At 57.5% G+C, this 22,323-nt stretch carries 23 protein-coding genes; 11 read left to right on the top strand and 12 right to left on the bottom strand.

Going from position 1 to position 22,323, the window contains the following annotated elements:
* Positions 1-2 precede the first annotated feature (2 nt).
* The 5 genes from AC2FFP_RS02345 (at position 3) to AC2FFP_RS02365 (ending at position 3,975) form a co-directional block, all read left to right on the top strand.
* A complete protein-coding gene (locus AC2FFP_RS02345; protein ID WP_496880670.1) occupies positions 3-878 on the top strand; it encodes a TIGR01459 family HAD-type hydrolase in 876 nt (291 codons plus the stop codon).
* 100 nt (positions 879-978) lie between these two features.
* On the top strand, positions 979-1,422 hold the full coding sequence (locus tag AC2FFP_RS02350; RefSeq protein WP_058275996.1) for a MaoC family dehydratase: 444 nt from the start codon (positions 979-981) through the stop codon (positions 1,420-1,422).
* A 116-nt stretch (positions 1,423-1,538) separates the two neighbouring features.
* Complete coding sequence (locus AC2FFP_RS02355; RefSeq protein WP_496880671.1) at positions 1,539-2,471, top strand: bifunctional riboflavin kinase/FAD synthetase; 933 nt, start codon at positions 1,539-1,541, stop codon at positions 2,469-2,471.
* On the top strand, positions 2,468-2,941 hold the full coding sequence (locus AC2FFP_RS02360) for a YcgN family cysteine cluster protein (RefSeq protein WP_282118967.1): 474 nt from the start codon (positions 2,468-2,470) through the stop codon (positions 2,939-2,941). Before AC2FFP_RS02355 ends, AC2FFP_RS02360 begins: the two co-directional genes overlap by 4 nt.
* Entirely contained in the window at positions 2,941-3,975 is a 1,035-nt protein-coding gene (locus tag AC2FFP_RS02365) for a threonine aldolase family protein (protein ID WP_496843648.1), read from the top strand. The genes AC2FFP_RS02360 and AC2FFP_RS02365 overlap by 1 nt, the downstream gene beginning before the upstream one ends.
* Positions 3,976-4,014: 39 nt before the next feature.
* Here AC2FFP_RS02365 and AC2FFP_RS02370 read toward each other — a convergent pair whose 3' ends face one another.
* Positions 4,015-4,827 (bottom strand): alpha/beta fold hydrolase, encoded by an 813-nt coding sequence (locus AC2FFP_RS02370; protein ID WP_496769103.1) that lies wholly within the window; start codon positions 4,825-4,827, stop codon positions 4,015-4,017.
* The gene (locus AC2FFP_RS02375; protein WP_496769105.1) at positions 4,824-5,426 is read right to left on the bottom strand and encodes a 2-hydroxychromene-2-carboxylate isomerase; all 603 of its coding nucleotides are present in this window, start codon (positions 5,424-5,426) and stop codon (positions 4,824-4,826) included. Before AC2FFP_RS02375 ends, AC2FFP_RS02370 begins: the two co-directional genes overlap by 4 nt.
* 107 nt (positions 5,427-5,533) lie before the next feature.
* On the opposite strand from AC2FFP_RS02375, the gene AC2FFP_RS02380 reads away from it, so the two are divergent.
* The 3 genes from AC2FFP_RS02380 (at position 5,534) to AC2FFP_RS02390 (ending at position 8,022) form a co-directional block, all read left to right on the top strand.
* The gene (locus AC2FFP_RS02380) at positions 5,534-6,553 is read left to right on the top strand and encodes a ribose-phosphate pyrophosphokinase (RefSeq protein WP_058275513.1); all 1,020 of its coding nucleotides are present in this window, start codon (positions 5,534-5,536) and stop codon (positions 6,551-6,553) included.
* A gap of 60 nt (positions 6,554-6,613) precedes the next feature.
* Positions 6,614-7,060: a ribose 5-phosphate isomerase B gene (gene rpiB, locus AC2FFP_RS02385; RefSeq protein ID WP_496769107.1), complete on the top strand. Its 447-nt coding sequence runs from the start codon at positions 6,614-6,616 to the stop codon at positions 7,058-7,060.
* Between the two features lie 269 nt (positions 7,061-7,329).
* Complete coding sequence (locus AC2FFP_RS02390) at positions 7,330-8,022, top strand: hypothetical protein (RefSeq protein WP_496769108.1); 693 nt, start codon at positions 7,330-7,332, stop codon at positions 8,020-8,022.
* Between the two features lie 49 nt (positions 8,023-8,071).
* On the opposite strand, the gene AC2FFP_RS02395 is transcribed toward AC2FFP_RS02390, so the two are convergent.
* The 7 genes from AC2FFP_RS02395 to AC2FFP_RS02425 form a co-directional block, all read right to left on the bottom strand.
* Positions 8,072-8,422: an H-type lectin domain-containing protein gene (locus AC2FFP_RS02395; RefSeq protein ID WP_282151793.1), complete on the bottom strand. Its 351-nt coding sequence runs from the start codon at positions 8,420-8,422 to the stop codon at positions 8,072-8,074.
* Positions 8,423-8,538: 116 nt separating this feature from the next.
* Positions 8,539-8,949, bottom strand: a complete 411-nt coding sequence (locus AC2FFP_RS02400) for a F0F1 ATP synthase subunit epsilon (RefSeq protein ID WP_058276005.1) — start codon at positions 8,947-8,949, stop codon at positions 8,539-8,541.
* A gap of 12 nt (positions 8,950-8,961) precedes the next feature.
* Positions 8,962-10,386 (bottom strand): F0F1 ATP synthase subunit beta, encoded by a 1,425-nt coding sequence (atpD, locus tag AC2FFP_RS02405; RefSeq protein ID WP_108859264.1) that lies wholly within the window; start codon positions 10,384-10,386, stop codon positions 8,962-8,964.
* Positions 10,387-10,406: 20 nt separating this feature from the next.
* The gene (locus tag AC2FFP_RS02410; RefSeq protein ID WP_496723962.1) at positions 10,407-11,282 is read right to left on the bottom strand and encodes a F0F1 ATP synthase subunit gamma; all 876 of its coding nucleotides are present in this window, start codon (positions 11,280-11,282) and stop codon (positions 10,407-10,409) included.
* Between the two features lie 15 nt (positions 11,283-11,297).
* Positions 11,298-12,836 carry a F0F1 ATP synthase subunit alpha gene (gene atpA, locus AC2FFP_RS02415; RefSeq protein WP_058275507.1) on the bottom strand — a complete coding sequence of 513 codons (1,539 nt, stop codon included), beginning with the start codon at positions 12,834-12,836 and terminating at the stop codon, positions 11,298-11,300.
* The gene (locus AC2FFP_RS02420) at positions 12,837-13,397 is read right to left on the bottom strand and encodes a F0F1 ATP synthase subunit delta (RefSeq protein ID WP_108859262.1); all 561 of its coding nucleotides are present in this window, start codon (positions 13,395-13,397) and stop codon (positions 12,837-12,839) included.
* A gap of 311 nt (positions 13,398-13,708) precedes the next feature.
* Positions 13,709-14,443, bottom strand: coding sequence for a class I SAM-dependent methyltransferase (locus AC2FFP_RS02425; protein ID WP_058275506.1), 735 nt, complete (start codon positions 14,441-14,443; stop codon positions 13,709-13,711).
* A gap of 61 nt (positions 14,444-14,504) precedes the next feature.
* Between AC2FFP_RS02425 and gloB the strand changes: the two genes are divergently transcribed.
* The 3 genes from gloB to AC2FFP_RS02440 all read left to right on the top strand — a co-directional run bounded on the left by gloB (position 14,505) and on the right by AC2FFP_RS02440 (position 18,795).
* Positions 14,505-15,272, top strand: a complete 768-nt coding sequence (gloB, locus tag AC2FFP_RS02430) for a hydroxyacylglutathione hydrolase (protein WP_496769110.1) — start codon at positions 14,505-14,507, stop codon at positions 15,270-15,272.
* Positions 15,273-15,444: 172 nt separating this feature from the next.
* A complete protein-coding gene (gene clpA / locus AC2FFP_RS02435) occupies positions 15,445-17,769 on the top strand; it encodes an ATP-dependent Clp protease ATP-binding subunit ClpA (protein WP_496880672.1) in 2,325 nt (774 codons plus the stop codon).
* A gap of 138 nt (positions 17,770-17,907) precedes the next feature.
* Positions 17,908-18,795 carry a YHYH protein gene (locus AC2FFP_RS02440; protein WP_496769112.1) on the top strand — a complete coding sequence of 296 codons (888 nt, stop codon included), beginning with the start codon at positions 17,908-17,910 and terminating at the stop codon, positions 18,793-18,795.
* 26 nt (positions 18,796-18,821) lie between these two features.
* Here AC2FFP_RS02440 and AC2FFP_RS02445 read toward each other — a convergent pair whose 3' ends face one another.
* The 3 genes from AC2FFP_RS02445 to AC2FFP_RS02455 form a co-directional block, all read right to left on the bottom strand.
* On the bottom strand, positions 18,822-20,522 hold the full coding sequence (locus AC2FFP_RS02445) for a peptidoglycan -binding protein (RefSeq protein WP_496769114.1): 1,701 nt from the start codon (positions 20,520-20,522) through the stop codon (positions 18,822-18,824).
* A 3-nt stretch (positions 20,523-20,525) separates the two neighbouring features.
* Positions 20,526-21,704, bottom strand: coding sequence for a biopolymer transporter ExbB (locus AC2FFP_RS02450; RefSeq protein WP_496880673.1), 1,179 nt, complete (start codon positions 21,702-21,704; stop codon positions 20,526-20,528).
* A gap of 69 nt (positions 21,705-21,773) precedes the next feature.
* Entirely contained in the window at positions 21,774-22,304 is a 531-nt protein-coding gene (locus AC2FFP_RS02455; protein ID WP_496769118.1) for a gamma-glutamylcyclotransferase, read from the bottom strand.
* Between the last annotated feature and the right edge of the window lie 19 nt (positions 22,305-22,323).

Consider the following 22,323-nt stretch of genomic DNA (forward strand, 5'->3'; position numbering starts at 1 on the left):
CCATGACCCAGATCATCCACACGCTTTCCGAGATTTCAGGCCGCTACAAGGCACTGTTTGTTGACCTGTGGGGATGCGTTCACAACGGCATCACTGCCTATCCCGATGCGGTCGCGGCTTTGCAAAACTACCGGGCGCAAGGCGGGATCGTTGTGCTGGTCACCAACTCACCCAAACCGCGTGCTGGCGTGGCTGAGCAGCTTGGGCAGTTCAATGTCCCCGCAGATGCCTATGACACCATCGCCACCAGCGGGGACTCGGCCCGGTCCGCCATGTTCCGTGGGGCGGTTGGTGAAAAAGTCTATTTCATGGGGGAATGGGAACGCGACGCGGGTTTCTTTGAGCCGCTGAAAATACTACACCATCCGATCCACATCGAACGTGTCCCGCTGGATGAGGCCGAAGGGATCGTCTGCTGCGGGCCGTTCGACCCAATGGCGGATCCGGCGGTCAATCGCGCCGATTTCCTCTATGCCAAGCAGAAAGGCATGAAGCTGCTCTGCGCCAACCCCGACATCGTTGTTGACCGGGGCGAGATACGCGAATGGTGCGCTGGAGCGCTGGCAAAGCTGTATACCAAAATGGGCGGTGAAAGCCTGTATTTCGGAAAACCCCACCCCCCGATCTATGATCTTGCGCGGCGCAGGCTGCAGGAATTGGGTCATGACATCCTTGATGGCGACATTCTTGTGATCGGCGACGGCCCGCATACGGACATTCTGGGCGGTATGGGCGAAGGGATTGATTCTCTGTTCATCTCGGGTGGTTTGGCCGCAGCGGAAACAAAAACTGAGCATCATCCGCACCATGAATCTCTAAGTGATTATATTGCAAAGGAAAACATCAATCCGACCTACACAATCGGTCGATTGAGGTAGTCAGAAAAGACTTGATTTTCTGCAGTTGCGAAGTAATAAAGTTGCCAAACCGGGGCAACTTTAGTTGTTTTGTTGCCCATTGAACTCGAGTGAGGGCGACATGTTGGATAATCTTCCACGCGGCACGATCTGTATTGAAGACATCGAGATGGGCATGACCCGCCACCTGCGCAAAGTGGTGACGGACGAAGATATCGAGATGTTCGCGCAGGTTTCGACGGACCGGAATCCGGTACACTTGGACGACGACTATGCCCGCGACACAATCTTCGAAGGCCGTATCGCCCACGGCATGCTGACGGCGGGCCTGATCTCAGCCGTGATCGGCGAGCAGCTGCCGGGCCACGGCACGGTCTATATGGGGCAGTCGCTCAAATTCCTGGCGCCCGTGCGCCCTGGCGACATGGTCTATGCAGAGGTCAAGGTTATCGATATTGATTTTGCCAAGCGCCGCGTGAAACTGGATTGTCACTGTGCGGTCGATGGCAAGAAGGTGTTGGTGGGCGAAGCCATGGTTCTGGCCCCGTCGCGCAAATTCGACTGAAGCCTCGATACCTTTATCCATTTGAAGGGCACTGGGAACGGTGCCCTTTTTTGTTGCGCGGCATTTGTACCAATCAGGTGCTTGAACCCGCTCTCCAGTCCCGCTAGGCAAGCTTCATGCAGATCATCCGGGATTTCCAGTTTGTCGAGCCAGAAGACCGCGGTGCCAGTGTGGCAATCGGGAACTTCGATGGCGTGCATGTTGGCCATCAGTCAGTGATCGAACTGGCACAACGCGTGGCCCCGGATGCTCCGCTTGGTGTTCTGACGTTCGAGCCTCACCCTCGCGAGTATTTTGCACCCGATGCCCCGCCATTTCGTCTGATGCGCGGAAACGCACGTGCGCACCGGTTGGAGAAACTGGGTGTGCAAAAGCTGTACGAATTGCCGTTCAATGCGGCGCTTGCCGGTCTGACGCCCGAAGAATTTGCCCGCAATGTCATCTGCGAGGGACTTGGTCTATCGCACGTCGTGGTCGGCGCGGATTTCTGTTTCGGCAAAGGGCGCAGTGGGACCGCCAAAGATATGGCCCGGTTCGGGCAAGAAATGGGGTTTGGCGTCACCATTGCACCGCTGATGGAACGGTCTGACGATGTGGTATCCTCGACTGGTATCCGCACCGCGCTGACCGATGGCCGCCCCCGCGACGCCGCGGCAATGCTAGGCCATTGGCACCGCGTCGAGGGCGAAGTAATCGGCGGTGAACAACGCGGGCGCGAGCTTGGGTTCCCTACCGCGAATATGTCCATCGAAGGGTTGCACCCACCAAAGTTTGGCGTCTATGCGGTGCTGGTCGATGTGCTCGACGGACCTCATCAGGGCAGCTATCACGGCGCATCCTCTGTCGGCGTACGGCCTATGTTCAACGGAGAGGTTCCGAATATCGAGACCTTCCTGTTCGATTTCTCAGGCGATCTGTACGGTTCGACTCTGTCCGTCGGCCTGGTCGAATACCTGCGCCCCGAGATGACGTTTGACGGGCTGGATGCCCTGATCGCGCAGATGGATGCCGATTGTGACAAGGCGCGCATCCTGCTGGCCGCGCTATGACCACCGATCCGATCAATCGCAAAGGCCTTGGCCCGCGGTTCTGGGAACGCAAACCCCTAACCAAGATGAACCAGCGCGAATGGGAAGCCTTGTGCGACGGCTGCGGCAAATGCTGCCTGAACAAGCTTGAGGATGAGGACACCGGCGAGGTCGCCCTGACCTGCGTCGCCTGCCGTCTGCTGGACGATGAGACCTGCCGCTGCACGCAATACGACATCCGCCACCAATTCGTCCCGGAATGCATCGTGATGAAGCCCAACAACATCGACGATCACGCCTATTGGCTGCCCCAAACCTGCGCCTATCGGCTGCTGTGGGAAGGGAAACCACTTTACGAATGGCATCCCCTGATATCAGGTACACCGGACAGCGTGCACGCAGCTGGCATGTCAGTTCAGGGGCGCACGGTATCCGAATTCGAAACCCCCTTGGAAGAGTGGGAAGACTATATCATTGAGGAACCCAGCTGATGTATTTCGCCTCTGACAATTCCGGTCCGGTTCACCCGCGGGTTATGGCCGCATTGAACGAAGCCAATCAGGGCTATCAAATGGCCTATGGCGCGGACACCCTGATGAACGAAGTGCGCGATCGTATTCGCGGAATCTTCGAAGCGCCAGGGGCCGCAGTTTATCTGGTAGCCACCGGGACAGCCGCGAATTCGCTGGCTCTGGCGACACTCTCAAACCCATGGGAAACCGTGTTCTGTTCACCCGTCGCGCATATCCACGAGGATGAATGCAACGCGCCCGAGTTCTATAGCGGCGCAAAGCTGACACTGGTGCCGGGCGGCGACAAGATGGAGCCCGCAGCGCTGCGTCGCTCGATTTTGGCCGAAGAAACACGTGGCGTGCACGGTCCCCAGCGTGGGCCCGTGTCGATCACTCAGGTGACAGAGCGTGGCTCGGTATACTCACTGGCCGAATTGCAGGCGCTTTGCAGTATCGCCAAGGAATACGACCTGCCAGTTCATCTGGATGGTGCCCGGTTCACCAACGCGTTGGTCGCGCTCAATTGCTCGCCTGCTGAGATGACGTGGAAAGCGGGCGTCGATGCGGTCAGCTTTGGCGGCACCAAGAACGGGTTGATGGGTGTCGAAGCGGTAGTTTTCTTTGACGAATCCAAGGCCTGGGAATTCGAACTGCGGCGCAAGCGTGGTGCGCATCTGTTCTCCAAGCATCGTTACTTGTCCGCCCAGATGGCCGCATATCTGAACGATGATCTGTGGCTGCAGATGGCGCGACAAGCCAACGCCAACTGCGCGCATCTGGCCGACGGTCTACGCGGCAAAGGCGCAACCTTTCTACATGAGCCGCAAGCCAATATGATCTTTGCGCAGTTTTCGCGCGCGCGTCACAAGCAGTTGCACAAAGCGGGTGCGGTCTATCATCTGTGGGGCGCAGAGCTGGACGGTGCGGATGACGACGAGATCCTGGCCTGTCGACTGGTCTGCGACTGGTCGATCAACTCGGACGAAATCGACCGGTTCATCGGCTTGTTGTGATTTCAGGGATTAGGGGCGTCATCCTGTCCACAACATGGTTCAGGATAGACCACCCCAAAACTTTCGAATGACGGCAGCCGTCTGATCCGGGTGAGTGATTGGGACCATGTGGTCAGCACCCGAAACAACGCCCGTTCCGGCATTGGGAAGCCGCCGGGCAAGACCTTCTCCGATCGCGGGCATAACGGGGTGCGTCTCAGACCCGCTCAGGATCAGAACCGGCATAGATGCGCGGTCGAGAACGCCAGGGTTCAGCATCCCCTTCTGATCAAGGAACAAAGCGTCATCAACGGCGGGCACAACGTGAATACCACGGATCATTCCCGCGCGTGTCCGCTCTGGCAATTCGGGCCATCGTGGGCCGTCCTGTGCGCCCCACATCCGGTTGAACAAACGGGCGGCCTGCTCAAAATTTCCGGCCGCGAGCGCATCAGAGACAGGTTTCGCCTCTTCATCATGTTGCCGCACCAAATCGGGCGTGTCCTGAATCGCAACCGCAAAGAACACAGGCTCGATCAGGACCGCACTGCGGACCAGGTCCGGAAATTCGACAGCCAACCGAAGGGCAAGCATTCCACCGAAGGAATGCCCAATCACGTCCATCGGTTCGGTCAGATGCGCGGCCGACAGTTGGATCACTTGGTCAAAGAAATCCCCTCTCCCGTCCCAATCGGAACTGCGGCCATGGGACGGCATGTCGGGGGCCGTAAATGTCGCCTCGCCCTCTAGAGCCGTCGCCAGCCCCGACCACGCCCCGGAATGCGCGATTGTGCAGTGCAGGGCGAGCACCTCGCGCGCGCCCTGCCCCAACGTTCTGACAAAAGTGTTGTCTGCCAGGGGGGTGTCCCTCACCCCTTCAGTTCCGACAAATGACGATCCAGATCATCCAGCCGGTCCTGCCCCCAGAACCGCTGATCATCTTCGGTAATATAAAACGGCGCGCCAAATACACCGCGGTCCACGGCCTCTTCTAGATTGGCGGCATAAGTTTCCGCGCCCACCAGAAGGCCGCTGTCCGCCAGCCCTGGATCAAAACCGGCCTGCGTTAGGCAATCGCGGATCACATCATCCTGCGCGATGTCTTTCTCCTCGGCCCAACAGGCCCGCACGAAGGAATGCGCAAGTTTGCCAACATCCCCTGACCCGTCCTTGATCGCAGCGATGATCGCATAGGATGACGGCGCCGCATTGGTCGGCCAATGCGCGGGCTGTAGATTGAATTCCATACCAAGTTGCTTGGACTGTCGCTGTAGTTCCTGCGTCCGATATTCGATGCGAGAGATGTGGCGGTCTTTGGGAGGAGTGCCCCCCGTACGCCCAAACAGAGCGACAATATCCAGCGGTTTGTAGTTGATCGTCGCGCCATGTTTCGCCGCCACCTCTTCCAACCGCATACCTGCAAGGTAGGTATAGGGCGAGAGTGTCGCAAAATAGTAGTCAATCTGGGTCATCTGCACTTTCTCCGCTGCGTTATCTTTGCTGGACGTTAGACCCGTGCTAAGCGGTGTCAACATCACGAATCTGTCACATTGCCATTGCTGCCCGGGGACCTCAGCCGATGCCGACACTCAACGAACCCAAGCTTATCGCTGGGAACGCCAACCTTCCTCTTGCCGAATCCATCTCGCGACGCATGAGCCTGTATCGCGGCGTCGATCAGAATCTTGTCGATGCGCGGGTCGAGCGCTTCAATGACGGCGAGATTTTCGTCGAAGTTTTCGAAAACGTGCGCGGCGAGGATATGTTCATTGTCCAACCGACGTCGAATCCGGCGAATGACAACCTGATGGAGCTGCTGATCATCGCTGACGCGCTGCGTCGGTCTTCCGCACAGCGTATCACCGCCGTGATCCCTTATTTTGGTTACGCCCGTCAGGACCGCCGCACCAAGGCGCGGACGCCAATCAGCGCCAAGTTGGTGGCCAACATGCTGACCGGTGCAGGGATCGAGCGGATCCTGACCATGGACCTGCACGCAGCACAGATTCAGGGGTTCTTCGACATGCCTGTCGACAACCTTTATGCGTCGCCGATTTTTGCGCTGGATGTGAAACACCAGTTCCAGGACAATCTGGACGAGCTTATGGTCGTATCACCTGACGTTGGCGGCGTTGCCCGCGCGCGGGAATTGGCCAAGCGCATCAACGCCCCCCTGTCGATCGTGGACAAGCGCCGCGAAAAGGCGGGCGAAGTGGCCGAGATGACAGTGATTGGTGACGTCAAAGACAAGATCTGCCTGATCGTCGACGACATGTGCGACACCGCCGGTACGCTATGCAAGGCCGCTCAGGTCCTGCTGGATAACGGCGCGAAAGAGGTTCATTCGTACATCACCCACGGTGTCATGAGCGGCCCGGCGGTCGAACGTGTGACGAATTCGGTGATGAAATCTCTGGTGCTGACCGACACGATCCAGCCTACCAAAGAGATCACCAACGCCAAGAACATCCGCATCGTGCCGACCGCGCCTATTTTCACTCAGGCGATCCTGAACATCTGGAACGGAACAAGCGTGTCTTCATTGTTCGAGGACAAGACACTGACACCGATCTACGAGTCGATGTATCACATGGACTGACCGAGTTGGGCGGCGTTACAGCCGCCCTTTTTTGTCAACACAACAAGGCAGGACGTACCCGTGACAGCCTCAAAACGCATTGTTCTTTCCAGCGACCACGCGGCCATCGAGTTGCGCCAGGCGGTTGCCGACCACATCGCAGCGCAAGGGTGGGAGGTCGTCGATATCGGTCCCAAGACTCCTGAAAGCACACACTACCCTATCCACGGAAAAGCGGCGGCTCAGGCTGTTGCTGCTGGTGATTGCCACCTTGGGATCGTCCTATGTGGTACTGGTCAGGGGATCATGATGGCGGCCAACAAGGTTCCGGGCATTCGCTGTGGCGTATGTTCTGACGCCTTCTCGGCCCGCATGATCCGCGCGCACAACAACGCCAACATGCTGTCGATCGGCGCGCGTGTCGTGGGCGAAGGTCAGGCCCTTGATATCGTGGATGCGTTTCTGGAGGCCAAGTTCGAAGGCGGGCGTCACGCAACCCGTGTGGACATGATCGAAGAAAACGATTGATAGGGTTCAAGTCCATAGACCTTTCGAAGCGAAACTAAGTGCAAAAAAACGCTTGTTCACGGCACTGATGAAAACACATTACGCCCACCACCTTAGGGATCGGGCAGGTGGTTGAGGGGACCCGCCTGTCCTCGTCACACCCCCATTTTCGATGTATTTCAACGCTTGCTCCCGCTGGAAAACCTTTCACAAGAGAGGCCACCCGACCAATTGTCACCACATTCTCGCGGCAAGTTGCAGTTTATTGCGAAACCAAAAGAAATCACCTTATGTCAAACGCCAATTTTCACGATCGCATACAACGCATCAACGCCAAATCCCAACAACCTCGGGCAACGTTGTATGGCGGGTCACAAACCGCCCCGTCACAGTTAAAAAAGAAACCGAACCTAGCTGTTGTGTTTGCCGGTTCTCTCTTAATGTGCATGGGACTATATATTATCAAGGACCTAAACGAAGAATACGAAGTGCTTCGCGATAGCAATGGCCTAGGGTTCATAACTGCGTTTGCTCTGAGTGGCTTGGTTTTTCTTCTAGCGGGTTGCTTCATCCTCTTTCGCGCTTTTTTGAGCAAACGAAGTTCCCGCAATGGCACTGCGCTTCAAAGTTCAGAGAACGGTGAACCCCAAATCCTAAGAGCATCAGGCAAGGCGCAAACACTAAGCTCGGTTTTCGGCCTCATACTCGGTGTTGGTGCATGCGTTTGCTTTTTATCAGGGGTGATGGCTACAAGAGTTGCAACTGAGACCGCGTTTGAGGTCTTTCAGAGTACTTTAGTGGTTTCGATTTCTTTGCTTGTTTCTTCGATACTCATCGGACTCGTTGGCGTATTTCTGCGTGGATATGCGCTTGGCCGAGTTCCGGTGTATTTTGCAATCGGCGCATTGGCGACCTTTTCGATAGTCCTTTTTACAGGATTGCCCGAGCAGTTAATGGAGTACTTCTATTCCGCTTTGCAGTAACTACGAGCGAATGGAAACAGAGGTGGTGCCAAATGATTGACCCTCAGTATTAAGAGATATTCCAATCGTCGTCATGGGCCACCTCTCCGATTGCGGTCCATGTGACCCGTATCCGGGCGATCCGTGTATCGGACCATGTGCGGAAAACGGCGCTAAAGCCCTCTGGTGTGATGTCTTCAGCCGTGACTTCGGCGCGCAGAGCGGAAGATGTATCCACATCCCACAAAGAGACACCGATCTGAACCACCGGATTGGATCGGAACGGTTGGTTGAAAACAACACTCGACCGCCTCTGGCGCGGTCCTTCGCCCGTCCACATTTCGCCACCATCGGCGAATTCGGAAAAAATAACTGCCTCGCCTTGGTCAATACCAATTGGATGGGTTCGAAACGTCTTCATTGATTTTTCTTTATCTATGTAATTCCGGACCTTAACCCGTCGCATTGATAAAATCACGATAAAAAAACGGCCCCGTGTTTACGGGGCCGTTTCTAACTGTCGGAATGCGATGAGCCTTATAGGCTCATATGCGTTCCAAGGGCTTCCATGTCGGCCAGCAGTTTGGCAGCGTCATCGACAATTGTCTGATCATCGCCTGCCTTGGCTGCTTCGTGCGAAGCACGCGCCTCGGCGACCAGATCGTCCAGATGCGACCGTGTCACTTCGGCGACCGGAATGGCTTTTTCGGCCAGTACCGACAGGCCATCGCCATTGATCTGAGCAAACCCGCCGGTGACCAGGTATTCACTGGACCCTTCGGGTGCCTCGACCTTCAGGATGCCCGGGCGCAGCGTCGTGATGGTGGGGGCATGATCAGGCATTGCCGTCATGTCCCCGTCCGCGCCGGGAAGCTGGACCGCGGTCGCGCTGAGCGAAGCAAGGCTCCGCTCGGGGCTGACGAGGTCAAATTGCATCGTGTTTGCCATCAGGTGTGCTCCTTAGGCGGCTTCTGCGGCCATCTTCTCCGCTTTGGCGATCACGTCGTCGATGCCGCCAACCATCAGGAAGGCTGCCTCGGGCAGGTGATCGTATTCGCCAGCCACAACGGCCTTGAACGACGCGATGGTGACATCCAGAGGAACCTGAACGCCAGGCGAGCCGGTGAAGACCTGTGCCACGTCGAACGGCTGCGACATGAAGCGTTCGATCTTACGGGCACGGGCCACGGTCAGTTTGTCCTCTTCCGACAGTTCGTCCATGCCGAGAATGGCGATGATGTCCTGCAGCGACTTGTAACGCTGGAGGATCTGCTGAACGTCAGTCGCAACCTTGTAGTGCTCTTCACCAACGATGGCCGGGTCGAGCAGACGCGAAGTCGAGTCGAGCGGGTCAACCGCCGGGTAGATACCCTTTTCCGAGATCGCACGGTTAAGAACGGTGGTCGCGTCCAAGTGAGCAAACGAAGTTGCCGGTGCAGGGTCGGTAAGGTCATCCGCAGGCACGTAGATCGCCTGAACGGATGTGATCGAACCCGACTTGGTCGAGGTGATGCGTTCCTGCAGGGCGCCCATGTCGGTGGCCAGTGTCGGCTGGTAGCCCACCGCCGAAGGAATACGACCCAGCAGAGCCGAAACCTCGGAACCCGCCTGCGTGAAGCGGAAGATGTTGTCGACGAAGAACAGAACGTCGGTACCGGACTGGTCGCGGAACTGCTCGGCCAGGGTCAGGCCGGTCAGAGCAACACGCGCACGTGCTCCCGGAGGTTCGTTCATCTGGCCGTAAACCAGGGCAACCTGCGATTCCGACAGGTTGTCAGGCTTGATGACGTTCGATTCGATCATCTCGTGGTACAGGTCGTTTCCTTCACGGGTCCGTTCACCAACACCCGCGAACACCGAGAAGCCCGAGTGCACTTTTGCGATGTTGTTGATCAGTTCCATGATCAAAACGGTTTTACCAACGCCGGCACCGCCGAACAGGCCGATCTTACCGCCTTTGGCGTAAGGGGCCAAAAGGTCAACAACCTTGATGCCTGTGACCAGAACTTCCGACTCGGTCGACTGTTCTGCGAAGGTCGGCGCAGGCTGGTGAATTGCGCGGGATTCGGTTGCCTCAACCGGGCCCTTTTCGTCGATGGGGTCGCCAACAACGTTCAGGATGCGGCCCAGAGTGGCGTTACCAACGGGAACCGAGATCGGTGCGCCCATGTCGGTTACAGCCTCGCCGCGGACCAGACCTTCGGTTGCGTCCATCGCGATGGTGCGGACAGTGTTTTCACCCAAGTGCTGAGCAACTTCCAACACGAGGCGCTTGCCGTTGTTGGTGGTTTCCAGCGCGTTCAGAATTTCAGGCAGCTGATCTTCGAAGTGCACGTCGACGACGGCCCCGATGATCTGTGTGACTTTGCCTTTTGCATTCGCCATGTTTCGTCTCCGGTTTGTCTCTACAGCGCTTCGGCGCCGGAAATAATTTCAATCAGCTCGTTGGTGATCACGGCCTGACGCGAACGGTTGAACTGGATCGTCAGCTTGTCGATCATCTCACCCGCGTTGCGTGTTGCGTTGTCCATCGCGGACATACGTGCACCCTGTTCCGAGGCTCCGTTTTCGAGCAGAGCCGAGAAGATTGCAGTCGCAACCCCCTTGGGCAGCAGGTCGGCCAGAATAGCCTCTTCGCTGGGCTCGTAGTCGAACACGGCACCACTGTCGTCGCCCTCGGTGTCCTCGAACGAGGCAGGGATAACCTGTTGTGCCGTCGGGATCTGGGTCACAACGTTGACGAACTTCGAATAGAAGATCGTGGCAACGTCGAACTGACCCCCGTCGAAGCGGGACAGAACATCCTTCGCGATGTCTTGCGCGTTGGTGTAACCCAGACGCTTGACCTCGCTCAGGTCGATATGTCCAACGAACAGATCGCCAAGATCACGCTTGAGCGCGTCGCGGCCCTTCTTGCCGACAGTCAAAACCTTGACCGTCTTGCCTTTCAGGCGCAGCTCTTCCGCTTTGACACGGGCCAGCTTGGCGATGCTCGAGTTGAAGCCGCCACACAGGCCGCGTTCAGCTGTCATGACAACCAGCAGATGGACATCATCACTGCCCGTACCACGGAGCAGCTTGGGGGCGCTGTCGCTGCCCCCGACCGATGCCGCCAGCCCCGCCATCACGGCATTGAACCGTTCGGCATAGGGACGAGAGGCTTCGGCAGATTCCTGGGCGCGGCGCAGTTTTGCAGCCGCGACCATCTGCATGGCCTTGGTGATCTTGCGGGTCGATTTGACCGACTCGATCCTGTTTTTAAGATCCTTAAGATTTGGCATGTGCCCGCCTCTCCCTTAAGCGAAGGTTGCGGCGTATTCGTCCAGCGCAGCCTTGATCTTGTCGGAAGCGTCGCCCTTGATCTTGGGATCTTCGTCGGTGATCCACTGAAGCAGGTCGGCGTGCTTGCCGCGCAGGTGCGCCAGCAGGCCAGCTTCGTAACGGCCAACATCGGACACGTCGATCTTGTCGAGGTAACCGTTGGTGCCGGCGAAGATGACGCAGACGATTTCAGCGTTGGTCAGTGGCGAGTATTGCGGCTGTTTCATCAGCTCGGTCAGACGCGCACCACGGTTCAGCAACTGCTGGGTCGCGGCGTCAAGGTCGGAACCAAACTGCGCAAACGCAGCCATTTCGCGGTACTGAGCCAGTTCCAGCTTAACCGGACCGGCAACCGACTTCATCGAGTTGGTCTGAGCCGAAGAGCCCACACGCGAAACCGACAGACCGGTGTTCACAGCAGGACGGATGCCCTGATAGAACAGTTCGGTTTCCAGGAAGATCTGGCCGTCGGTGATCGAGATCACGTTGGTCGGAATAAACGCCGAAACGTCACCACCTTGCGTTTCGATAACCGGCAGAGCGGTCAGCGAGCCAGCACCAAAGTCTTCGTTCAGCTTCGCCGAACGCTCCAGTAGGCGGGAGTGGAGATAGAAAACGTCGCCAGGATAGGCTTCACGTCCGGGCGGACGACGCAGCAGCAGCGACATCTGACGATAAGACACAGCCTGTTTCGACAGGTCATCATAGATGATCAGAGCGTGGCGGCCATTGTCGCGGAAGAACTCGGCCATTGCGGTTGCGGCATAGGGTGCCAGGAACTGCATCGGCGCCGGGTCGGACGCGGTTGCGGCCACAACGATCGAGTAGTCAATCGCGCCGGACTCTTCCAGTTTCTTAACCAGCTGCGCAACGGTCGAACGCTTTTGGCCGATCGCGACGTAAACGCAGTACAGCTTCTTCGACTCGTCGTCGCCTGCCGCATCGTTGTAGGTTTTCTGGTTCAGGATCGCGTCCAGAGCAACGGCAGTTTTACCGGTCTGACGGTCACCAATGATCAGTTCCCGCTGGCCACGGCCAATCGGGATCATGGCGTCAACCGACTTCAGGCCGGTTGCCATCGGCTCGTGAACCGATTTACGCGGGATGATGCCCGGTGCTTTGACGTCAGCAACGCCACGCTCGGTGGATTCGATGGGGCCTTTGCCGTCCAGCGGGTTACCCAGGCCGTCAACAACACGACCCAGCAGACCGTTACCAATCGGAACGTCCACGATCGAGTTGGTGCGCTTGACGATGTCACCTTCTTTGATGTCACGGTCGGAACCGAAGATAACGACACCAACGTTGTCGCTTTCCAGGTTCAGCGCCATGCCCATGATGCCGCCGGGGAATTCGACCATCTCACCCGCTTGCACATTGTCCAGACCGTATACGCGGGCAATCCCGTCACCGACGCTCAGCACGCGACCGATTTCGGCCACTTCGGCTTCCTGACCAAAATTCTTGATCTGGTCCTTCAGGATTGCAGAAATCTCTGCAGCTTGGATTCCCATTTATCCGACCTCTTTCATTGCATTCTGTAGGGAGTTGAGCTTCGAACGGATCGAGCTATCGATCATCTTCGAGCCCACTTTAACGACAAGACCGCCAATGAGGCTTTCATCAACGGTCGCATTTATTGTCACGGTCTTGCCCACACGCTCGGACAGCGTCTTGGACAGTTTTTCCAGTTGTGTCTTGGTCAGCGCCTTGGCCGACGCGACATCGGCGGTCACTTCGCCACGTTCGTCCGCCAGCATGTCGCGCAGAACCTGCACCAACTCGGGAACGACGAACAGACGGCGCTTCTGTGCCATCAGAGCCAGCGTGTTACGCATGATGGCGTGCAGACCCATTTTGTCAGCGATTGCGATAATGGCGCCTTCTTGTTCGGCGCGAGACACCAGAGGCGATGCGATCAGGTCGCGCAGCTCGGCGCTTTCGCCCAATGCTGCTGCCAGATCGTTGATTCCGGTTTCCAGACCTGCGAGGTCATTATTCTCTTTGGCGATCTCAAAGATCGCGGTGGCATAGCGCTTGGCGATGCCTGTGGAAATCGAAGCTGGTTCGGACACGTCCACCCTTCCGATATTTTGGGCCCCGAATTCGCGTTGCGGCAGCTACCCCGGGGGCGTGAAGAAACCCCGGCCAGACGGTCGGGGATCAAAATCACCGGGGATGTAGCAGAGCCGAACCCAGCTAGCAATATATTATCACGGCAACAGGTTTATCCACAAAATGTTCAATTTCAATAACTTAAGAAGGGTGCGACCCTTTTATCCGGCTTACGCGAGCGAAAAATGTTACGAAAGTGTCGGTTTTTGCGATTCCTGTGTCCTTTTTCCCTCAATATTTACGAATTGAAGAGGGAATATGACCCAGCTGCTCAGGCTGGTTTCAGAAGGCCATCAAGCGCCTTTATCGGACGACGTTCGGCATCCTTTGCAACACTGCCACTGGGCGGTCGGATGTGTTTTGTCACCTCAACCATCAGCACTCCGCCAGCCATGACTGTTGGCAGCCTTTGGCCAGTCTTTTCGATCAGGCTCGCCGACTTTAGCCAGAAACGGCGGAATGACGGCGGCAGATATAGAGCCGAGCAATGGCTTTCCGGGATGAAGTGATGCGCCTTGAGCTGACTTTCCAGCTGCGAAGCTGTGTACGGCCGACCAAAGCCAAACGGGGTCTTGTCCGTCCGCGACCACAAACCCGCCCGGTTTGGCACAACAAAGAATGCGCGCCCCCCTGGCCCCAGCACACGCCAGCACTCGCTCAGCAATTGGCTGGGCCGCTGCGAGGTTTCAAGCCCGTGCATCACAATCAGCTTGTCGACATGACCCGTTTCAATGGGCCACAGGGTTTCTTCGGTCAGAACCGACACATTGGGCATTCCGGCGGGCCAGGGCATGACGCCTTGCGGGCCTGGCATCAAACCGATAACGCGGCGGGCGTCCGCAAGATAAGGGCGCAGCAATGGGACCGCGAAGCCGAATCCTGCAACCGTTTGCCCCTTGGCCTCGGGCCATTGCTCGATCAATCGCCCACGGATCGCCGCTTGCGCGGCACGACCCAGAGTGCTGCGATAGTAGAAGTTCCTCAAATCCTGCACATCAAGATGCATTGCAGACACCCGGTCAATCGGCTTAGCTGGGCGCAGTCTAGCAACGAAAGGGCAAAAGGCCATGCCTCTTGAGGTCGTTACCATCCCATGTCTCAGCGACAATTACGCATTTCTGGCGCATGACGCCGCAAGCGGCAATACCGCACTGGTCGACGCGCCCGAAGCCGGACCCATTCTGGCCGAGTTGGACAAGCGCGGCTGGACATTATCCCATGTTCTTCTAACCCATCACCATTGGGACCATGTGGATGGCCTGTCTGCCATTTTGGAAAAACACCCGGCCAAAGTTGTTGGCGCGGCCGCCGATGCGCACCGCCTGCCCCCGCTGGATCAGCAGGTCAGCGACGGCAATATGTTTGAATTCGGAGGCGAGCAGATTCGGGTGCTGGATGTGTCCGGCCATACTGTTGGCCATGTCGCCTTTTACATGCCGGACAGCGCAGTTGTTTTCACCGCAGACAGCCTCATGGCTTTGGGATGTGGACGCTTGTTTGAAGGCACGGCGCCACAGATGTGGGCTTCTCTCAGCAAATTGGCCGCCCTTCCCGATGAGACAATCGTATGCTCGGGCCACGAATACACGCAATCAAACGCAAAATTCGCTTTGACCGTCGATCCCACCAATGCCGCACTGCAAAAACGCGCCGATGATATCAACCGCGCTCGCGCTGCCGGAGAACCCACAGTCCCTTCGACGATGGCGCTGGAAAAGGCCACAAACCCGTTCTTGCGGGCCGCTGACCCGGCGATTCAGGCGCATTTGGGAATGCAAAATTCGGACCCCGCAGAAGTTTTTGCTGAAATTCGGACTAGAAAAGACAGCTTCTAGTACCCAAATTGCCTTCCTCACGGCCACGGTCACGTGAAATGTGACTGTCAAGAGCAAGAAAACCCTTGAAGCCGGGCCACGATCAACCAAACTCTAATAGTATGAGGACATGGTTGGGATGGGGTTCCGGCCGAAGCCTGCCCCTTTCGACCCAAGACAGAGGAGCACCCGCGTGCCTTCATTCTCGAGCACATTAGAACAAGCCATCCACGCGGCCTTGGCAGCTGCGAATGAACGGCGTCACGAATTTGCCACGCTAGAGCATCTGCTTCTGGCGTTACTGGAAGAACCTGACGCCATCCGCGTCATGAAAGCCTGCAGCGTCGATCTGGAAGAACTGCGCAGCACTCTGGTTGAATTCATTGACGAAGACCTGTCCAATCTGGTCACGGATATCGACGGTTCTGAGGCCGTGCCAACGGCCGCTTTCCAACGCGTCATACAACGCGCGGCGATCCACGTCCAAAGCTCGGGCCGAACCGAAGTGACCGGTGCAAACGTTCTGGTCGCCATCTTCGCCGAACGTGAAAGCAATGCGGCCTATTTCCTGCAAGAGCAGGACATGACGCGCTATGACGCGGTTAACTTCATCGCGCATGGCGTGGCCAAAGACCCTGCCTACGGCGAAAACCGCTCAGTTTCGGGTGCGGACCAAGTCGAGGAAGAGGCTCAACCTGGCGTCACCGAAGGCGAACAAAAGGAAAGCGCGCTTGGGAAGTACTGCATTGACCTGAACGCTAAATCGCGCGCAGGCGATGTCGACCCGCTGATCGGCCGTGCTGATGAGGTTGAGCGTTGTATTCAGGTCCTGTGCCGCCGCCGCAAGAACAACCCGCTGCTGGTAGGTGATCCCGGCGTGGGCAAGACCGCCATCGCTGAAGGCCTGGCACGCAAGATTGTTGGCGGCGAAGCGCCAGATGTGTTGTCTGAGACCACAATTTATTCTCTCGACATGGGTTCTCTGCTGGCAGGTACCCGCTATCGCGGAGACTTCGAGGAACGCCTGAAGGCGGTTGTGACCGAGTTGGAAGACCACCCGGACGCGGTGCTGTTCATTGACGAGATCCACACCGTGATCGGTGCCGGTGCCACCTCGGGTGGCGCGATGGATGCGTCGAACCTGCTGAAACCTGCCCTGCAGGGCGGCAAATTGCGCACCATGGGCTCGACCACATACAAGGAATTCCGTCAGCATTTTGAAAAAGACCGCGCGCTGAGCCGCCGGTTCCAGAAGATCGACGTGAGCGAGCCTTCGGTCGAAGATAGCGTGAAAATTCTGCGCGGTCTGAAACCCTATTTCGAAGAGCATCATGAGATCAAATATACCGCCGATGCGATCAAGACCGCGGTGGAACTGTCGGCCCGCTACATCAACGACCGCAAACTGCCCGACAAGGCCATCGATGTAATCGATGAGGCCGGTGCGGCGCAGCATCTGGTGGCCGAAAGCAAACGGCGCAAAACCATCGGGGTCAAGGAAATCGAGGCGGTCGTCGCCAAGATCGCCCGCATTCCGCCCAAGAACGTCACCAAAGACGATGCCGAGGTGCTGAAAGATCTCGAGGCTTCGCTGAAACGTGTGGTGTTTGGCCAGGATCTGGCAATCGAAGCGCTTTCCAGTGCGATCAAGCTGGCACGTGCCGGTCTGCGTGAGCCAGAAAAGCCTATCGGCAACTACCTGTTTGCTGGTCCTACCGGCGTGGGTAAAACCGAAGTCGCGAAACAACTGGCAGATACGCTGGGCGTGGAACTGCTTCGGTTCGACATGTCGGAATATATGGAGAAACACGCCGTCAGCCGTCTGATCGGTGCGCCTCCGGGCTATGTAGGCTTTGATCAGGGTGGTCTGCTGACCGACGGCGTCGACCAGCATCCGCATTGCGTGCTGCTGCTGGATGAGATCGAAAAGGCCCATCCGGACGTGTTCAACATCCTGTTGCAGGTGATGGACCACGGTGAGTTGACCGATCACAACGGACGTACGGTGAACTTCCGCAACGTTGTGCTGATCATGACCTCGAACGCGGGTGCGCAGGAACAGGCCAAGGCTGCCATCGGCTTTGCCCGTGACCGTCGCGAGGGTGAGGATACGGCCGCAATCGAACGTATGTTCACGCCGGAATTCCGCAACCGACTGGACGCCGTGATCTCATTCGCGCCACTGCCGAAAGAGGTCATCCTGCAGGTGGTCGAGAAGTTCGTGCTGCAGCTCGAAGCGCAATTGCTGGATCGCAATGTGACCATCGATCTGACCCCCAAAGCTGCCGCGTGGCTGGCGGACAAAGGGTATGATGACAAGATGGGTGCTCGTCCTCTGGGTCGTGTCATTCAGGAACACATCAAAAAACCACTGGCCGAGGAGTTGCTGTTCGGAAAGCTGGCCAAGGGTGGTGTGGTCCGCGTGTCTGTCAAAAAGGGCGATTTGAACCTGGAAATTCTTGGCCCCGATCAACCGCGTATTCCGGGCGACAAACCTCCGCTTTTGACCGCAGACTAAGACCCAATTTACTCAATGAAATTGATCGCCCGGTTGCCCAGCAACCGGGCGATTTCGTTTCCGTCACAATCGAATGCGACGGAATAACCAACCCCGCGCGTTTCAATGTCACAGTTGAATCGCAAAAAGGGGATTTTGATGACCAAAACCGTCGCCGTTTGGAGCATTGCTTTCACTCTCTCCGCCGTTGCCGCCATTGCAACCGCCCAGCATCGATTTCGGTATCATGATGAGACGGAAACACGACCGTTGCGCTTGCAGGCCGCAACGGTTGATCCGGGGCACAGCCACTCCGAAATCTCTGAGACCCGCAAAAGTATACGCGTCTCGGCAAACGGGATCCCCGATCACCTTGTCGGGCGCTTTCCGAACCAAGGCAACCCGCACAGCATTTCCGAGCAACGTGTCAATGTGAAAGTACCGACGAACCCGAAATCCAATCGATCCACCACCCCGCTTGAAATGGGTTGGAATTTTGGTGTGTCTCTGAACGGCGTCGTGTTCGACCCGCTGGCCGCTGAGTTCTGGCAGGGCAATCCCCGCTCAGGCTGGTCATACAATGCGCTTGGGGGCGCGGTTACTTTGGGGTTCGACGAAAACTATGCGCACGTTCAACCCAATGGAAAATACCATTATCACGGCATTCCCACCGGTTTTGTTGAGCTGCTGAACTATTCACCCAACCGACATTCACCGCTGATCGGATATGCGGCAGACGGCTTCCCAATCTATGCGATGACCGGCGTTGTGGATGGGAAAGTGACACAAATTAAGTCGTCCTACCGTCTGAAGAACGGCAACCGCCCCGGAGGAAACGCGCCCGACGGAAAACATGATGGCACGTTCAATGAGGACTACGCCTATGTAGCAGGCGCCGGAAATCTGGATGAATGTAACGGAGCCTTTACGGTTTCGCCTGAATATCCATCTGGAACGTATGCCTATTTCCTGACTGAAAGTTACCCGGTCATCCCGCGCTGCTTTGCGGGCAAGCCCGATAGCAGCTTTCGGTTCGGTCGTCGCTAACCCGGGTTTCTTAACGAGTGTCTCGGTTACCTTTCGGTGAGTTTCAGCTCGATTCGGCGGTTTTGCGCCCGGGCCTCCGGGGTGTCTGCCGGGTTTACGGGCTGGAACTCACCAAAACCGTTTGCGGCCAATCGGCTCGGCGGGATACCCAGCGCATCGACCATGTACCGCACTACGGACAAGGCACGACCCTGACTAAGTTCCCAATTGTCGCGATAGCGCCCGGAACCGGCCAGCGGCACGTTATCAGTGTGACCATCAACGCGGATCACCCAGTTCAGGCCTTCGGGAATTTCAGCCGCCACGCTGCGCAGGATATTTGCCACCTTGGCGATGTCCTGCTGCCCGGCCGGTGACAAAACGGCCGAACCCGTGTCAAACAGGACCTCGGACGAGAACACAAAACGGTCGCCTTCGATCCGAACGCCTTCTTCATCCCCTAGGACGTCGCGCAATCTTCCAAAGAACTCTGACCGATAGCGCTGCAGGTCCTCGGCCTGCGCCGCCAATTCCTGATTTTGTCCAGACAGAGCTTCGGCCTCGGCCTCCAGCCGGGCACGCTCAGCCTCTTCCAACAGACGCCGACGGCGTTCTTCCGAGGCCGCGCGGGCCAAAGCTGCGTTCAGGTCCTGACCCAGGGTCTGAATTCGAATGTCCGAAGCGGCGTTGCGTTCTTCATAGTCGTCCAACAACGCCTGCAACCCGCCAAGTTGTTGGCGCAGTGCCGCCATCTGTTGGTTCAACAACGCCGTCTCTCGCTGCGCTTTTGCGGAAATCGTTTTCTCATCTGAAATCGCATCACGGGCCACAGCCAACAGGTTTGCACGCTCTTCGGCCAATGAGCGCTGCGTTTGTGCCTCGGCCTGCGCCTCGGTCTGCGCAGCCAAAGCGGCTTGTAGTTGCGCCTGCAACTCCTCCGCATCCAGCGCACCAAACTGGCGCTCAAGCTCGGCCCTGGCGGCTTGTGCTGCGGCAAGCAGGGTCAATGTATCCTCAGCTTCTTTGCGCTGTGCTTCCAAGGCCAGTGTCATTGCTGTCAACTCGGCATCTGCATCCTGCAGACGGTTGCGCAGGTTCTCGGCAGCTGCAGCTTCGGCTAGCTTGGCGGCCTCTTCCGCACTGATCTGTTCTTCCAGTTCACTGATCCGGGTGGATTGCGCCGCGTCGCTTTGTTCAAGATCCGCAACCAACGCCTCCAGCGCCTCGCGTTGGGCGGCAGCCAGCCGGGCGGCTTCGGCCTGTTCGTCGATCTCAGATCGGCTTTGCGCCAGTGCGAGGTTCAGCGCCTCTTGGTCCTCCAGCAACTTGGCGCGCTGGGATTCCAGTGTTGCAATGGCACCGCGCGCCCGCTCCTGATCCGTCAGAAGTGCGGCGACCTGCGCCTCGAAATCCGTGATACGTGCCTGCGACAAGGCCAGGTCCACTTCGGCCCGCGCCAGCGTATCTTCAGTTTGCGACAGGGTCGTGTTCAACGCGCCAAGACGGGCCTCCAGGCGGCTATTCTCACGCTCCTCCAATCCCAATGCCCCGGCCAGCGCTGCGACTTCGTCCGACAGGGCGGTCAATTCGTCCTCTTGCCCGGAAATGGTTTCGCGCAACACGAACTGCACCACCATAAAGATGGTCAGAACGAAGGTCAGCACCATCAGCAAACCGGTGATCGCGTCAACAAAACCCGGCCAAACCGAGCCCTGAAAACGCTGACCTGTGCGACGGGACAGAGCCATGGATTACTCTCCTTCCGGAGCGGTGCGCACGGCGCCTCGGGGCAATGTCAGAGCTTTGACCAGCAATTCGATATCCTTGCGCAGTTCGCTCATGCTTTCCTGACGACCGGCCGAAATTTCTTCGAGGATACGCAAAAGTTGAACGTCCATCGACCGCAGGCGCATCCGGCTTTCGGCGTCAATTCCTTCACCCGTGCCCTGATCACGCATGTGATCCAACAGGGCGTCCTGCCCAAGGGCCACACGCTCCAATGCGGCTGTCACCCCTTCGGATTCAGACTGTCGCACATTCATCTCACCAATCGCGTCGACCAACTGGCCCAGTTTGACCGAAACGGCAGCGCGATCAGCCTCATGCCCTGAAAACAGGTGCTGCAGCGCATCCATCTGTTCGGACATCGCGTCCAGAACTGGGGTCAGAACCGCAATTTCCGCCCCACCTTCCTCAGCCGCGGCAAAGCCAACACGGGTGATTGAGGACAACCATTCCTCAAGCTCGCGGTAGAACCGGTTCTGGCCGTGACCAGCGAATAATTCCAGCAAACCGACGATCAGAGATCCGGCAAGGCCCAAAAGGGACGACCCGAATGCCACGCCCATTCCTTGTAGCTGGGCCTCAAGCCCCACCATCAGGCGGTTGAACACGGCCAGCCCTTCTTCGCCCTCTTGCGGGTTCAGGCTGCGGATCGTGTCGACAATGGCTGGGACGGTGGTCGCCAGTCCAAAAAACGTGCCCAAGAGACCCAGGTAAATCAGAACATTGGTAATATAGCGCGTGATCTCACGCTCTTCTTCGACGCGTTCCGCGACCGAATCCAGGATCGACCGGGTCGAACTTGAGCTGATCTGCGATCGTGCACCGCGTTCGCGCAGCAATGAGGCTAAAGGTGCCAGCAATTGCGGCGTGCGCGCGTCTTCGCGGACAACGCCGCCAACAAAAGCTTCAATCCAGCGCACCGACCCAATCAGCTGTGTCACCTGAAAGAAACAGGCAAAAACGCCGATTATGAAAACCAGGATGATAAAGCCGTTCAGGTACGGGTTGGCCTGAAATACCGGCAACACATAAGGCAGCGCCATAAAGACGCCCAAGCCTGCCAGACCAATTGCGACCAACATCATCACAATTTGACGGATGGGATGCGAGAATTGGGGTCTCGCGCCCTGATGTGCCTGCGCCATGCGCGTACTTCCCGGTTCTTGCCTGCTCTGGCGTGAATCTAGCCAAAATCCGCCGGGTACGCCAAGGATTTATGCGGTAATGCTGCGCACCCGTTGCGCTAACCACTCAAGATCGGGATCGCGCAGGTCGATCTCGGCCAGATGTTCAGCAGTATTATACAGGTATTCTGTGTTCGGACCGCGCCCACCAATTGCGTGTGCTATGATCTGCGCCTGCTCTTCCAATGGCATACCGCCACAATATTGGACGTGATCCGCGTCGATCACATAGGTCACCGCGGTGACGACTTCGCCATTGTTCAAATGCACATCAAGGTTTTTCTCGACATAGGCTGACGAAATCAGCTCACGCTCGCGCAACTCATGCAAGGTGCGCTCTTCATGGCCGGCCTCGACCGAAAGTGCCAAGCCAGTGCAATTGGCATCGGCCTGTTCATCCAGTGCCAGCACAAGGCCGGGGTGTTCTTCGGTGCCGCGATGGTGGATCGAGCTCATGCAGAACGACCGGGCGTATCCATGCAATGTGGCGTGTTCGCTGCGGGCGACCGGAAAGCCCGGATTCCACAGCAGTGATCCATATCCAAAAACCCACATCGTCATAGCTCTGGTCCTTGCCCGT

This window comes from Ruegeria sp. YTSC004 (assembly GCF_059609805.1).